This is a genomic window from Thermoactinospora rubra, from assembly GCF_002093975.1.
GTDB classification, from domain to species: Bacteria; Actinomycetota; Actinomycetes; order Streptosporangiales; family Streptosporangiaceae; genus Nonomuraea; species Nonomuraea rubra_A.
In genome coordinates this window covers 14,617-28,189 of sequence record NZ_MSZZ01000081.1, presented here as the reverse complement: position 1 = coordinate 28,189, position 13,573 = coordinate 14,617, and the positions used below count along the sequence as shown (strand labels likewise).

Annotated in this window: 11 protein-coding genes and 2 pseudogenes; 3 read left to right on the top strand and 10 right to left on the bottom strand. The window is 69.2% G+C overall.

Annotated features, from left to right (window positions below; genetic code table 11):
* Window positions 1–162 precede the first annotated feature (162 nt).
* Window positions 163–468 (bottom strand): hypothetical protein, encoded by a 306-nt coding sequence (locus BSB02_RS37400; RefSeq protein ID WP_143591680.1) that lies wholly within the window; start codon window positions 466–468, stop codon window positions 163–165.
* Window positions 469–1,292: 824 nt separating this feature from the next.
* Window positions 1,293–3,272 (bottom strand): serine/threonine protein kinase, encoded by a 1,980-nt coding sequence (locus BSB02_RS41775; protein ID WP_084965746.1) that lies wholly within the window; start codon window positions 3,270–3,272, stop codon window positions 1,293–1,295.
* Window positions 3,273–3,344: 72 nt separating this feature from the next.
* On the opposite strand from BSB02_RS41775, the pseudogene BSB02_RS37390 reads away from it, so the two are divergent.
* A pseudogene (locus BSB02_RS37390) lies at window positions 3,345–3,554 on the top strand (GntR family transcriptional regulator); the annotation flags it as partial.
* A gap of 448 nt (window positions 3,555–4,002) precedes the next feature.
* Here the strand turns inward: BSB02_RS37390 and BSB02_RS37385 are convergent.
* Entirely contained in the window at window positions 4,003–4,299 is a 297-nt protein-coding gene (locus BSB02_RS37385; protein WP_084965745.1) for a DUF4240 domain-containing protein, read from the bottom strand.
* Window positions 4,300–4,430: 131 nt separating this feature from the next.
* Window positions 4,431–4,691 carry a hypothetical protein gene (locus tag BSB02_RS37380; protein ID WP_143591678.1) on the bottom strand — a complete coding sequence of 87 codons (261 nt, stop codon included), beginning with the start codon at window positions 4,689–4,691 and terminating at the stop codon, window positions 4,431–4,433.
* A 222-nt stretch (window positions 4,692–4,913) separates the two neighbouring features.
* On the opposite strand from BSB02_RS37380, the gene BSB02_RS37375 reads away from it, so the two are divergent.
* Window positions 4,914–5,942, top strand: a complete 1,029-nt coding sequence (locus BSB02_RS37375) for a TerC/Alx family metal homeostasis membrane protein (RefSeq protein ID WP_084965743.1) — start codon at window positions 4,914–4,916, stop codon at window positions 5,940–5,942.
* A 186-nt stretch (window positions 5,943–6,128) separates the two neighbouring features.
* On the opposite strand, the pseudogene BSB02_RS43805 reads toward BSB02_RS37375, so the two are convergent.
* The 6 genes and pseudogenes from BSB02_RS43805 to BSB02_RS37340 all read right to left on the bottom strand — a co-directional run.
* Window positions 6,129–6,377, bottom strand: a pseudogene (locus BSB02_RS43805) (DUF4832 domain-containing protein); the annotation flags it as partial.
* A 111-nt stretch (window positions 6,378–6,488) separates the two neighbouring features.
* Window positions 6,489–7,322 (bottom strand): hypothetical protein, encoded by an 834-nt coding sequence (locus tag BSB02_RS37365; protein WP_143591676.1) that lies wholly within the window; start codon window positions 7,320–7,322, stop codon window positions 6,489–6,491.
* Window positions 7,323–7,508: 186 nt separating this feature from the next.
* Window positions 7,509–9,743, bottom strand: a complete 2,235-nt coding sequence (gene katG / locus BSB02_RS37360; RefSeq protein WP_084965741.1) for a catalase/peroxidase HPI — start codon at window positions 9,741–9,743, stop codon at window positions 7,509–7,511.
* A gap of 36 nt (window positions 9,744–9,779) precedes the next feature.
* Window positions 9,780–10,226, bottom strand: coding sequence for a Fur family transcriptional regulator (locus tag BSB02_RS37355; RefSeq protein WP_084965740.1), 447 nt, complete (start codon window positions 10,224–10,226; stop codon window positions 9,780–9,782).
* A 594-nt stretch (window positions 10,227–10,820) separates the two neighbouring features.
* Window positions 10,821–11,516 (bottom strand): cation efflux transmembrane domain-containing protein, encoded by a 696-nt coding sequence (locus BSB02_RS37345; RefSeq protein ID WP_084965738.1) that lies wholly within the window; start codon window positions 11,514–11,516, stop codon window positions 10,821–10,823.
* Entirely contained in the window at window positions 11,516–11,857 is a 342-nt protein-coding gene (locus tag BSB02_RS37340; RefSeq protein ID WP_084965737.1) for an ArsR/SmtB family transcription factor, read from the bottom strand. Before BSB02_RS37340 ends, BSB02_RS37345 begins: the two co-directional genes overlap by 1 nt.
* 411 nt (window positions 11,858–12,268) lie before the next feature.
* On the opposite strand from BSB02_RS37340, the gene BSB02_RS37335 reads away from it, so the two are divergent.
* Entirely contained in the window at window positions 12,269–13,549 is a 1,281-nt protein-coding gene (locus BSB02_RS37335; protein ID WP_084965736.1) for a DUF8094 domain-containing protein, read from the top strand.
* The last annotated feature ends 24 nt before the right edge of the window (window positions 13,550–13,573 follow it).

The following is a 13,573-nucleotide window of genomic DNA, read 5'->3' as shown; positions in this document are numbered from 1 at the left end:
CATGATGTGGCCAGCGGCTTCCGCACGAGGATGAAAAAGGTTCAGGGGACCCGGGCCACGAGGGTGGTTCTGGACAGGCGTTCGACGATGACGCTGCTCCAGTTCACTCGTCGATACCGCCACCGTCAGGACGCGTGATGTCGCGTCGTCGAGTTCGTCGTCTCAGCCGCCGGACTGTTCCCGGCATTTCTGCGGGTTCTTGTGCTTGGCGCAGGGGTCATCAGCGGAAGCGAGAACGTGCGCGGTCGCGAAAGCAGTCCCGGCCACGGGTACGGCACCGGCGGGCTGGGCCGGCATCGTCAGTGGGACGACGAGGGCCGAGGCCGCCATCGCCCCGACCGCGAGCGCGTACCTTATCTTGATCATGCCTGACGACTCCATGTGAATCAGTTGCGCCCCCGTGCGATGCGCGGGCTGACGAAGCGCCGGATCGGCATCTCGGCGCCGATTCAACGTCAGAAAAGCCATGCTAGTTAGCGAGAACTCCGGCGCCCACCTCTGGAGTACAAAGCCTGGAGCCGGTCGGATTACCCTTTCGCCACATAGAGCGATAAAATCACCACTTATCGTGGCATCTCGCCACACCGTGGCGCTGGAAACCCTGTACCGACTCGGAAGAGCGTCGCCCGCAGATGGCAATATCTTGGACAAGTCATCACGGCGCGAACAGCTCTTTCTCGGGCCGGCACACTGGCGCGAGAAAGGGTCAGGCCGACCCCGAAGCCGATGCGACGGCCTGCCGGCGGGGCCGTACCAAGGCCCGGGCGTGGACCCCAGTCGCCGGTCACCCAGACGCAGGCGAGGCGCGCGCAGGGCCTCCTGGAGACCGGCCTCCGGGTGAGAGCCAACCCCCGACTGATGGCGGCCGACAACGTAGGCCTGAGCGATCGCCTGCGTCAGAGGGTACCCGCGGTGTCGTTCACCGGGAACTCCGGTTGGCCGTCGAGCGAACCTGGACGACCGTCCCCTTCGCTCCACCCGCATTACCGGTCACTACTACGAGTCGGTCTGTCCTCGTGCCCCGCATCGGCACTTCCGCCTCTCACGGTTGCGCCCGCTGGGATCTCCCTCTCGCCGTCGGCCCACCGGACCGACGCCATTGTCGGAGCGACAGGTTCCACGGTCCATGCAAGAGCCCCGGGCCAGGCTCGCGCCGCCTATATGCCGGACGCCGTCACGGCAGCCGGCAGGACCTCGCGCTGGACGGTTTCGACGACCCCGTCGTAGGACTGTCGCACACAGGTGGAAGGCCGCAGCCATGTGATCGGGCCCGCGCGCCCACGCGGAACGGTTCACGTGACCCTGATGAAGGTGGGACCGTAGTCCTCGTCGTCCGGGCTCTCGAGCAGCGTGCGGACCTCATCGCCGTCGAGGTCGACGACCTCGACGCGGTCCCTGGCGGCGTTGTCGAACTCCCAGCAGTAGAGGTGGGTCTCGTCGTACCAACCGAGGAGCTTGTCGCAGGAAGAGGACACCTTGCGCACCCGCTCGCCCGAGGCGCTGTCCCAGATGCACAGCTCGCCCGCGTCGCCGTCGGGGCAGCGGGTGGCGAACGTCCGGCCCGAGGGTGAGAAGATGTCCTGTACGCCTTCGGGAACTTCGCCGATGTTGACGGCGTCGCGCACCTTGTTGCCCGAGGCGTCGAAGAAGCGCAGGTCAGAGCCGTAGAGGTTGACCACGCCGTTGTTCTGGCCATCCCATCTGAAAGGGTCGTTGTTCTCGCCCGTCACCATGACCACGCTCGCCTTCCGCGCCGCCACGTCGACGATGACGAAGCCGAGGGTGGGGGCGTTCTCGCCCTTCGCCTGCTCGACGTTGAGCAGGATCTTCGAGCTGTCCTTCGACCAGACGATGTTGCTGCTTTCCAGCGGGGCCTTGACGGTTTTGACGACGATCTTCTGTTGGCCGGTTCTCGTATCGATGATCTCGATCGAGTCGTATTGGTCGGAGGTGTAGCCCTTGCCGAGGCGCGCGAGAAGGCTGCCGTCGGGGGAGAGCTGGGTCTCCGCGGTACCGTCGTAATGGCGGAACGGGCCCGTCAGCGTGTCTCTGGCGTAGTTCTCCCACGCATGGGTGCCCTTGGCCTTGAGGTCGTAGGACGTGAGCCTGATCGGATCACCGGGGCGCTCGAAGAGGGTGGACCGTGTACCCGGCAGTTGCTTGGCTATGCTCCGTGTGGGCTCTTCCGAGCGGGATAGGGCGACGGCCACCGCCACGAGGAGCAGCGCGGTGAGCGCCGCGAACCCGGCGACCAGCCTTTTCCTGTGTTTCCTGGGCAGCCTCGGATAGCCCATCCGGGGCCGAGCGGCGATCGGCGCCCAGCACTGCCCAGACCCCTGTGACGGTTCGGCGGGACCTCGAGGCGCGGGGACGACCCCCTCTGGGCTCTGGGGACGCGGGGGGCCGCGGCCGGGGAAAACACGGGTGGGCACCTCGGAGGCGGTGGCCTCCTGCGGCATGCCGCCGTGGGTCACCGGGTGCCGGATCAGCCGCCTGATGACCTCCTCGGCGGTGGGCCTCTGGGCGGGGTCCTTGGATAGGCAGGCGTGCACCACCCCGGCCAGCGGCTCGTCGAGATCCGAGACGTCGGGTCTGCCGTTGAGGATCCTGTTGATGACCGCGGGCATGGTGTCGCTGCCGAACGGTGCCCTGCCCGAGGCGGCGTAGGCGATCGTGCTGGCCCAGGCGAACAGGTCGGCCGCGGGCCCCACCTGGTGGCCGAGCAGCTGCTCGGGCGCCATGAACGACGGTGTCCCGACGGGCGAGGAACTGATCGTGGAGGTGGCGTCGAGTGCCCTGGCGATGCCGAAGTCGATCACTCGGGGCCCGTCGGAGGCGAGGATGACGTTGGCGGGCTTGAAGTCGCGGTGCACGATGCCCGCCTGGTGGATCGCGGCCAGCGCGGTGGCGGTGCCGATCGCGAGGCGGTACAGGGCGGACCCGGTGCGCGGGCCCTGCTCCTGGATGACATGGTGCAGGGAAGGGCCTTCGATGTACTCGCTGACGATGTAGGGCCTGTCCTGCTCGACACCCGTGGCGAGCACCTGTGCCGTGCAGAAGGGGGCGACCTGCTGGGCGACCTGGACCTCGCGCAGGAACCTCTCGGCGGTGACGGCATCGCCGAAACGCAGCCACTTGATCGCGACACACGTGCCCGTGCGGTCGGCGGCGAGGTAAACGACGCCCTGACCACCGTCGCCGAGCCTACCGACGATCGTGTACGCACCGATGCTGGCCGGGTCCCCTGCCCTGAGCGGATGGTAGGGCCGCATATCTGAAATTCTCTCGCGCTTCACAACGGTTGAGCCACCGAATGTTCTTCTAGGCACGAACGCGGCGATCTCAAGCCGGGCCAGCGGCCCCCTTCCGAGCCGGACCTTTCGGAGCAGTACGGCGCGGCCAGGATGACCGTCCGTCGCGCGATGAAGGAGCTACGTGAGCGCGCAAGGCGACGCGGCGTCCTTCCGCTCCTCCTCGACACGCCGGCTGCTGTGCGGCAGCTCCTCCCGTTCGATCGCGATGCACCCCGGCCGGCGCCCGGCTGGCGAAGATGAGCCGGTTCCTCCACCACGTCAGCGACGACCTGGCCCGCTCGGCCAAGCACTGGCGCCGCCAGGTCTACGCCACCCACCCACCTGCCGAGCCCGAGTCACCAGAGGCGCCCCTAGATCGTCGACTGGGAAGTCCGTAACGGCAGGTGATCGGTGAGGGGGCTGGTGAGCTCGCGACGCGCGGTCGGGGTTCTTCATAGCGTGCATCCATCGCGCCAGACGGGCGGCCGCACCAGATTAAGCAGATCACTCCTTTCTGACTCACTCGCTATTCGAGGCGGTCGTGCCCACCTCATGCACACATGACCGTATCGATGCCACACTCGTGGCCAGCGAGCGGCGAATCCGTCTATCGAATCGGGCCATGGGGATCCGCTAGGCCACGATGCAGTGGTCCACGATTCATCATCCCCATAGTCATCCTCATCGCACCAGAATGCGCCATCCACTCCTACAATGTGATCATATGCTTGCGCTTCCACATAGAGCGCCTCTTCGAGCTCAAAGGGAGACGGAAGTTTTCAAAGCCGTCGTCGCTGCAGAATCCCATCATGATGGTGGCCGCACCCCACAGGTCCCAGGAGTAGGCCTGGTCCATGGCCTTTCTTCGTTGAAGCCAGAACTCTCGAATGTAGGGAGTTGTGGTCCTCTTGAGATGGTCGGCCACCAGCTCGACCTGGACATAGGCGTTTCCCGTGGCCTTAGCCCGAGCTTCTTCCAGCACATTCCAGAATGTTGCCGAGTCCATCGCACCAGCCTACTCTGCTGAATGCCGAACGACTTGGCCGCTGTCTCTGGATCCCCGGGACAGCGGCCAAGCCTGTCATTTGCGATGCTGCAATGAAGACCACTCAATACCGCCGGCGATGACGACCACGCTCAGCGATGGCGTGGCGGCCCCGTCCACAGGACGGCCATGGCGACGACGGCAGAGAGCACCAGCAGGACGTTGAAGAGCATTTCCAGAAGGAACACCCGCATCATCCCCTCGTCTTGGCATGGCCGTACGGCCATGTAGACGAAGGTCTTCCCGCACCCTCCGCGGCCATCGGGAGAGCCACCCCGCCGGGCCACCTCCACCGGGGCCGTGGTGACGATCGGGGCGTCGAGCGGCGGGTACTCCCCTCCGCGCAATCCCAACTATCCCCCCGGCGGATGCACGGGTCAAACGCCCGGGTGCAGAGATCGCCGTGAGGAGCGGGTAGAGCGGTGACCTGGTTTGTTCTACTCTGGGCGTGGCGAGGGGAGTACTTCCCAAGCGCCGATCCGGTCAGTACGGGCGTACCGCGCGCCCCCGGACGGCCGCCCGCGACTTCTGGGCGAAGGAGACCTCGAACGGCTGAGCGCGTTCGAGGAGGTCTCATGTCCGCGGCGCCATTTGTGGCTGCGTCCGGATCGGGCAGCGTTGCTTCGATCACCTTGTGGTCGATCACTGTGGCCGCACTGCTCCTGCTACTGGCGATCGACATTGTGATCACCCGGCGTCCGCACGAGGTGCGCATGCGCGAGGCCGTGGCGTGGTCGGTGTTCTACCTGGTGTTGCCGATAGCCTTCGGCGCCTATCTGTGGAGCGTGTTCGGCACCACGGTGGCGGTGGAGTTCTTCACCGGGTACGTGGTGGAGAAGTCGCTGTCGGTGGACAACCTGTTCGTGTTCATGCTGCTGCTGGCGGCCTTCGCGGTGCCACCGGAGCTGACCCAGCGGGTGCTGCTGTATGGGATCGTCGGGGCGCTGGTGCTGCGGGTGATCTTCATCGCGCTGGGGGCGGCGGCGCTGGAAAGCGGGACATGGGCGTTCCTGCTGTTCGGAGCGATCCTGATCGTCACAGCCTGGCGGGTCCTGGCCGAGGCGCTGAAAGGGGAAGTCCCCCAGGTGGACGTCGACTCCATGCGCAGCGTCCGGCTGCTGCGCCGCTTCGTCCCGGTCACCGCCGACTACCGCGGTTTCCGTTTGGTGGTGAGGGAGGAGGGACGCCTGGCCATCACCCCGCTGGCGCTGGCCACGGTGGCGGTGTTCGCCACCGACATCGTCTTCGCCGTCGATTCGGTGCCCGCCGTGTACGGGGTGACGGAAGACCCCTTCCTCGTCTTCGCCACCAACGCCTTCGCGCTTCTGGGCCTGCGGGCGCTGTACTTCGTCCTGCAGGGCGCGCTGAGCCGGCTCCGGCACCTCAACCACGGCCTGGCGATCATCCTGGCGCTCATCGGGGTCAAGCTGGTCCTGCACTGGGCGCACGGCATCTGGGCATGGGTCCCGGAAATCCCCACGCTCGCCTCGCTCGGCGTCATCGTCGCGGTCCTGCTCACCGTCACGCTCACCAGCCTGCGCGCCGACCGTCGCGCCACGCGGCCGGCCGGCGAGGCCACGCGGCATTCCGCATCCGGCTCGTGAGCCGCCGAACCCGTCACGCTCACCGAGGCCCTGCGCCCGACGTCCGATGCGGGCGACGCCGGTCAGCTGAAGGTCACGGTGTGCAAGGAGGTTGTTCATGCCGGTCGCGGCGTCCCAGGTGCCGGAGTTGGCCAGCCTGATCGAGTACTCCGGCCGGGCGCCGAGCTGCGGATCGGGGAGGTTGAGGTACAGGGCGTAGCCCCCGGCCGGCATGAAGGCGGGCAGGGTCAGGGTCTGGGTGAGCGTCGTGGTGGTGCCGGACGGCCACCTGCGCGGGTCGCCGGTCAGCGGGAAGCGGTAGGTCCCGGAGCCACCGCGCAGGACCGGCTCCAGGCCGCGCGGGTTGACCGGGGCGGCCCAGCCCTCGTTCCTGATCGTGATCGTCACCGGCAGCGCGCCGCGCGGCGGGTTGGGGTTGCAGGTCTCGCCGCCCATGGCCAGGTAGGCGGTCTCGGCCTCCAGGTAGGGGTCCTCGACGGCGGGTCGGTGTAGGTGCCGTAGTCGTCGGGGCCGCGGAACGCGCAGGGACCACCGGCGCGGTCGTCGCTATCCCAAGATCGAGCGAGCCCTCGTAGCGGCGGCGTCGACCAATCCCAGGAACGTCGCCGGAACCGGGCCGTCTTGTGCACCGGCCCCGAGGTCGGCGAACCTGATCTCCATGAGGTAGGACCCCTGGCGGAGGAGGGCGGTCCACACCGTCGCCTGGTCGCCGGCCACGTCGACGAGCTTGTAGGCGGTGAGGTCTCCGGCCCGCTCCAGGCGCACGGATACAGGCGTCACGTCGGCGGTCCACCACCGTTGCGTGTCGCTCATCTTGATGGTCTCGCATGCGTCCGAGGGAGGCCGGTCGAGTTCTCGCAGGCGATCAGCAGGCGCGTACACGATGGCCTGCGCGGCGAAGACCCCGGTGAACGGGCTGTCGCGTGCGTCGGCCAGGCTCGCCATCCCGATGAGCCCGCCGCCTTCACCGGAGGCTGAGGCGAAGTCGCTCCACACGCCCTTCGCCCATCGGTCGCACGTCGGCGGTTCGGTTTCTCGAGCGCCCACCTGCGTTTGACCCATGACCGAGATCACAGCGTCGCCGAACCTCGCCACGCCGGCGGGCCACGGCTGACGCCGGAGGGAGCCGAATACGGGGAGAAGGGCCTGCTGCATGCGATACGCCCGGCTTCCGCGGGGCCAGGCGCGCGGCGCGGGCGGCGATGAGGAAGGGATCGAAAGGTCGAGGGTATAGGTTCGGGCCTCCGGCGTCCCCGTGGCATCGCCGTACGGCGGCGCCGGGGTGGATGCGGCAGGTGGCCGCTCGGCTGCGCAGGCGGTCGCCAGCGGGCACGACAGCAGGGCTGCTGTGCCCACTGTCAGCAGTCGCGGCACCTTCATCGGCAGAGGAATCCCATACACCCCGCAGCGCTGTCGCGCCAGAACGTAGACCGCTCCGCCGTCTCGCGTCAACGCAGGCGCTCGGCGGGCGTTGGCGGCTTCGGCCCGCAGGGAGTAGCCGGCGCCGAGACGAGGACGCCCAGGCGGTCCGTGCGGACCGGCCTGGGCGTCGTGATCAGGCCGTGATCAGCGAAGGTCGAACCGGTCCAGGTTCATCACCTTGTCCCACGCCTTGACGAAGTCCTGCACGAACTTCTCCTTCGCGTCGTCGCTCGCGTAGACCTCCGCGAGCGCGCGCAGCTCGGAGTTCGACCCGAAGACGAGGTCGACACGGCTGCCGACCCACTTGACCTGGCCCGTGGCGTCGTCGCGGGCCTCGAACGTGGTCGAGTCCTCCGACGTCGGCCTCCACGTCGTGCCCAGGTCGAGCAGGTTGACGAAGAAGTCGTTGGTCAGGACGCCGGGGTTGTCGGTGAAGACGCCGAGCGGCGACTGCTTGTAGTTCGCGCCCAGGACGCGCAGGCCGCCGACGAGGACGGTCATCTCGGGGGCGCTGAGGTTGAGCAGGTTCGCCCGGTCGATGAGCAGGTACTCGGCCGGCAGCCGGTGGCCCTTGCCGAGGTAGTTGCGGAAGCCGTCGGCGGTCGGCTCGAGCGCGGCGAAGGACTCCACGTCGGTCTGCTCCTGCGAGGCGTCCACGCGGCCCGGCGTGAAGGGGACCTCGACGTCGAAGCCGGCCTTCCTGGCGGCCTGCTCGACCGCGGCGCACCCGCCGAGCACGATGAGGTCGGCGAGCGAGACCTGCTTGCCGCCGGTCTGGGCGGCGTTGAAGGACTGCTGGATCTCCTCCAGGGTGCGCAGCACCACCGCGAGCTGGTCGGGCTCGTTGACCTCCCAGCTGTTCTGCGGCTCCAGGCGGATGCGGGCGCCGTTGGCGCCGCCCCGCTTGTCGCTGCCGCGGAAGGACGAGGCCGCCGCCCACGCGGTGGACACGAGCTGGGACACCGTCAGGCCCGAGTCGAGGATCCGGGTCTTGAGCAGGGCGATGTCCTCGGCGTCGATGAGCTCGTAGGTCCGCTCGGGGAGCGGGTCCTGCCACAGCAGCACCTCGCTGGGCACCTCCGGGCCGAGGTAGCGCACGACCGGGCCCATGTCGCGGTGGGTCAGCTTGAACCACGCACGGGCGAAGGCGTCGGCGAACTCGTCGGGGTTCTCCAGGAAGCGCCGCGAGATCGGCTCGTAGATCGGGTCGAACCGCAGCGCCAGGTCGGTGGTCAGCATCGTCGGGGCGTGGCGCTTGGACGGGTCGTGGGCGTCGGGAATGGTGCCTTCCCCGGCGCCGTCCTTCGCCTTCCACTGCCACGCGCCGGCGGGGCTCTTGGTCAGCTCCCACTCGTACTTGAACAGCGTCTCGAAGAAGCTGTTGTCCCACTTGGTCGGGGTGGGGGTCCAGGTGACCTCGAGACCGCTGGTGATGGTGTCGGCGCCCTTGCCGGTGCCGAAGGTGCTGCGCCAGCCGAGGCCCTGCTCCTCGATCGGGGCGGCCTCGGGGTCGGGGCCGACGTGCTCCGACGGGCCGGCGCCGTGGGTCTTGCCGAAGGTGTGGCCGCCCGCGATGAGGGCGACGGTCTCCTCGTCGTTCATCGCCATCCGGCGGAACGTCTCACGGATGTCGCGGGCCGCGGCCAGCGGGTCCGGGTTGCCGTTGGGGCCCTCCGGGTTGACGTAGATCAGGCCCATCTGGACCGCGGCGAGCGGGTTCTCCAGCTCGCGGTCGCCGCTGTAGCGCTGGTCGTCGAGCCAGGCGGTCTCGGGGCCCCAGTAGACGTCCTCGTCGGGCTCCCAGACGTCCTCACGGCCGCCGCCGAAGCCGAAGGTCTTGAAGCCCATCGTCTCCAGGGCGACGTTGCCGGCGAGGATCATCAGGTCGGCCCAGGAGATCTGCTGGCCGTACTTCTTCTTGACCGGCCACAGCAGGCGGCGGGCCTTGTCGAGGTTGGCGTTGTCCGGCCAGCTGTTGAGGGGGGCGAAGCGCTGCTGCCCGGCCCCGGCGCCGCCGCGGCCGTCGCTGATCCGGTAGGTGCCCGCGCTGTGCCAGGCCATGCGGATGATGAGCGGGCCGTAGTGGCCGAAGTCGGCCGGCCACCAGTCCTGCGAGGTCGTGAGCACCTCGGCGATGTCACGCTTGACGGCCGCCAGGTCGAGGCTCTTGAACGCCTCGGCGTAGTCGAAGTCCTTGCCGAGGGGGTTGGCCGCCGGGTGGTGCTTGGCGAGGATCTTCAGGTTGAGCCGCTCCGGCCACCACTGGCGGTTCCCGCCCCCCTGAGTGGGGTGCAGGGCGCGCCCGTGCGGGACGGGACAGCGGCCTTCGCCCTCTGACGGCTTGGGGTCGGTGACGATTGCTTCGTGGTTCTCAGACATGGGGATCCTTCCGGACTATGCGGATCAAGGCGCTGATCAAGGTGTTGAGGAAGTGCGGGCCGCGGAGCAACCGGGGCACAGGCCCCAGTAGATGACCTCGGCCTCGTCGATCGAGAAGCCCTGGTCGTCGGACGCGGTCAGGCAGGGCGCGTGGCCGACCGCGCAGTCGACGTCGGCGACGACGCCGCACGACCGGCACACGAGGTGGTGGTGGTTGTCGCCGACGCGCCCCTCGAACCTGGCGGGGCTGCCGGGCGGTTCGATGCGGCGTACGAGCCCCGCCGCGGTGAGCGCGTGGAGGGCCTCGTACACGGCTTGAAGGGAGACATGGCCTACGCGGTCGCGCACCCCGGAGGCGATCGCCTCGACGTCGAGGTGGTCGCCGTCCCGGACGGTCTCGAGCAGCGCGACGCGGGCGGCCGTCACCCGCAGGCCGGCACCGCGCAACTCCTCGGCGGTGGTCGGGGACTGGGATGCGGTCATGCCGCCCAACATACCCCCATAAAGACGAACAGTTCAAGACAACGAATGACCCAAGTTTATGTACGGCCGGGCAAAGCCCGCCCTGCTGTCCGGCCGCAGGACGAAGATCATGAGGAGTAGAGTGCCACGCCACGCGAGGCCGAACGGCAGGGCCGCGGACGAAGAGGGGTGCCGATGGAACGCACCGGACCACCAGAGCGAGCGCATGAGCTCTACGTGGCGATCGGGCAGCGCGTCCTGGCACAGGCTCCACGTCTCTGGCACGTTGCCGAGGCCCATCGCCGCCAGGTCGGCTCCTTCGGCACCACCACGGTCATCTACCGGCTGGTAGGCGGTTCCCGGCGCTCGGTGGAGGTGGACGGCCTGGACGAGCTGTTCGACCGCCGCCCTCGGCGTACGCGGAGGAGCTGGCCAGGTATCCGCGACGGCCGGAGCGCGACCCCGCCTGGATGATCGTCGACTGAGCAGCCCCAACGGGCCGATCGCGGATGCTCGTGACCTCGCCGGATCAGGCGGCGCCGAGCAGGGCCGCCAAGTCCTCCGGCAGCGGCATCGGCCGGGTCAGGCCCACCCGGGCGGGCATCGGACGGCCGATCACGAAGTCTGGTTGGCCGTGGACGTGCAGCAGGCGTCTCCGCACCCGGCCGCCCGCTTCGCGATCGGGGCGCAGCAGGCGTCTCCGCGCCAGGCCTCGCGGCCTTCCTTGACCGCGACCGCGGCGATGACCAGCGCGGCGATCGGGTCGGTCCACGACCAGCCGAACAGGCTGTTGAGCGCCAGGCCGACCAGCAGGACGGCCGACAGGTACGTGCACAGCAAGGTCTGCTTGGAGTCGGCCACCGCCGAGGCCGAGCCGAGCTCCCGCCCGGCCCGCCGCTGGGCGTGGGACAGGATCGGCATGACGACCAGGGACGAGGCGGCCAGGACAAGGCCCGGGGCGGAGTGCTCGGCCTCGCCTGCGCCCAGCAGGGCCCGGACGGCGTCGACGGTGACATAGGCGGCCAGCGCGAAGAACGAGATCGCGATGATCCGCAGCGCGGCCCGTTCGCGCCGCTCGTGGTCGGCGGCGGAGAACTGCCAGGCGACCGCGGTGGCCGAGGCCACCTCGACCACCGAGTCCAGGCCGAAGCCGACGAGCGCGGCGGAGGAGGCGACGGTTCCGGCGGTGATGGCGACGACGGCCTCGACGACGTTGTAGGCGATGGTCGCCGTCACCAGCAGCCGGATGCGGCGCCGCAGGACGCCGCGGCGGGCCGGGGAAGGGCCGAGGTCGACCACGTTGGCGGTCATCAGCAGCAGTCCTTGTCCGCGGCCTCGGCGCAGGTGCGGCCGGCGTCGGCGGCCACCGCCACCACCGCGGCGCGCAGGTCGTCCAGCGCGTGCCCGAGCCGGGGATCGGCCAGCTCATAGCGGACGCGGCGGCCGACCGGGACCGCGACCACCAGGCCGCAGTCGCGCAGGCAGGCCAGGTGGTTGCTGAGCCGGGTGCGGGAGATCCCCAGCAGGTCGGCGAGATCGGCGGGATGCGAGGGAGCCTCGCGCAGCGCGATCAGGATCCGGCAGCGGATGGGGTCGGCCAGGGCACGGCCGAAGCGGGCGAGGACCTCGACCTCGGAGAGGATCGTCAACACCCACTCAACATACACGAAATCCTGAATTCAGAAAATTGTGTACCGCCAGGCGGGGCGGATGTCGTACGGCTGACCTGTCCAGGGGACGCCGACACGATCGGCCGGAGCAAATAACCGAAGAGTTTTCGCGTTCACCTGAGATGCCGCCGTGACACGAGCGTACACAGGAAACATTAAGCGACTTCCCTGCGGTCATGGATGCCGGGAAAACCTTTACCACCTTCGGCGACCGCGGTCAGAGCTCGTTCGATGAGGAGAACGCCCAGCACAAAGCCACCCTCTAGCCGCAGAATGTCATTCAGTCAAGACCCAAATACATCGTCGGGAAGATCTCTAGACAGCATCGGGAAATTTGGATTACTAACTTCCTGACTCTTGAATTATCTGGCCGTAAGTTTAATATCCCCATTCGTGTCCTCCGATTTCCGGGACGCACCGGACAGGCAGGTGTGGCCCCCCAGCGGCGAGCCTCCGCTGGCGCGTCGCCGGTCCCAGCCGGTGCCGCCGGACGAGCCGGACGAGCTGGAGGACTGGGAGCCGGAACGGCTCGCCGCCGGCTCCCGGCGAGGGATGGTGATCTGGGCGGCGATCGTGTTCGTCGCGCTGGCCTTGGTGGGGATCGGGCTCGGCGCGATGCGGTCGGCCAAAACGTCTCCGGTGCGGGAGGCCCGGGCCGACCAGCCGGCCATGGACGCCGAAGCGGGCGGAACGGCGGATGCGAGGGTCTCGCCGGTCCCCCGGACGGGTTCGCCGGGCTCTCCGGCGGGTTCGCCGGGTCCGCAGGCGGGTTCGCCGGGTCCCCGGTCGGCCGCCCCCGTGCCGGGCCGTACCACGATCACACCCGCGCAGGCCCGCAAGGTCCACGACCGGTTCCAGCGCGAGCTGTCGGCCGCGCAGCAACGCCTGGACGACAAGGCCGTGGGCGAGCTGGAGCAGGGGCTCGCGCTGGAGATGACCAGGGCGAGCTTCCAGACCGCCCGGATGCGGCGCGAGCCGCTCGCCGCCGGGATCTGGCCCGGGACGCGCGTGTGGGTGCCGCGCCGTACGGCGGGCGAGGAGGAGTGGTTCGCGGCCGTCATGCACGAGCCGGGCGTGGCCAGGGTGACGGACGTGCTGGTCGCCACGCCGGACGGCTGGCGGCTGGTCGCCTCCACCGCCGACACCCGCGACCCGGCGCCGGAGCTGCCCGCGATGGCCGTGAACGCCGACGGCTACGCGGAGAGCCTGCCGGAGTCGGCCACGGGGCTGCGGGCGACGCCCCGGCAGGTCGCCCTGGCGCACCTGCGCAGCCTGGAGGCCGCCACCGAGGACCCGCTGTTCGCCGAAGGGCCGTGGACCTCCGGCGCGGCGCGGTTCTGGCAGCGCGAACGCGCCCAGCTGAGGGCGGCGGGCTGGCGGCTGTCGCTGTCCTACCGGCTGGAGGGCCGGGTGCGGGCGCTGCGGACGGCCGACGGCGGCGCGCTGGTGTGGTACGCGGCCCGCTCCACCGAGGCGCGTACGGCCCAGCGGCCCGGCACCAAGGTCGCGCTGAAGGGCCCGGCGGGCGTGCGCACCGGCAACCGCTCCTTCGCCCGTACGGCGAGCGCGACCTACGGGCGGATGTACCTGGCGTACGTCCCCCCGGCCGGCTCGCGCAAGCCCGTCCAGGTCATGGGCGACTGGAGCGACGTCCTGGAAAGCCACGGCAGTTGACCCTCATCTGACCCCCCATCAGAC

What these genes read in the sequence shown, in the direction of transcription:
- BSB02_RS37400 (WP_143591680.1), bottom strand. Translation starts at nt 468, where the DNA reads ATGGCTTTTCTGACGTTGAATCGGCGCCGAGATGCCGATCCGGCGCTT.
- BSB02_RS41775 (WP_084965746.1), bottom strand. Translation starts at nt 3,272, where the DNA reads ATGCGGCCCTACCATCCGCTCAGGGCAGGGGACCCGGCCAGCATCGGT.
- BSB02_RS37385 (WP_084965745.1), bottom strand. Translation starts at nt 4,299, where the DNA reads ATGGACTCGGCAACATTCTGGAATGTGCTGGAAGAAGCTCGGGCTAAG.
- BSB02_RS37375 (WP_084965743.1), top strand. Translation starts at nt 4,914, where the DNA reads ATGTCCGCGGCGCCATTTGTGGCTGCGTCCGGATCGGGCAGCGTTGCT.
- BSB02_RS37365 (WP_143591676.1), bottom strand. Translation starts at nt 7,322, where the DNA reads ATGAAGGTGCCGCGACTGCTGACAGTGGGCACAGCAGCCCTGCTGTCG.
- katG (WP_084965741.1), bottom strand. Translation starts at nt 9,743, where the DNA reads ATGTCTGAGAACCACGAAGCAATCGTCACCGACCCCAAGCCGTCAGAG.
- BSB02_RS37355 (WP_084965740.1), bottom strand. Translation starts at nt 10,226, where the DNA reads ATGACCGCATCCCAGTCCCCGACCACCGCCGAGGAGTTGCGCGGTGCC.
- BSB02_RS37345 (WP_084965738.1), bottom strand. Translation starts at nt 11,516, where the DNA reads ATGACCGCCAACGTGGTCGACCTCGGCCCTTCCCCGGCCCGCCGCGGC.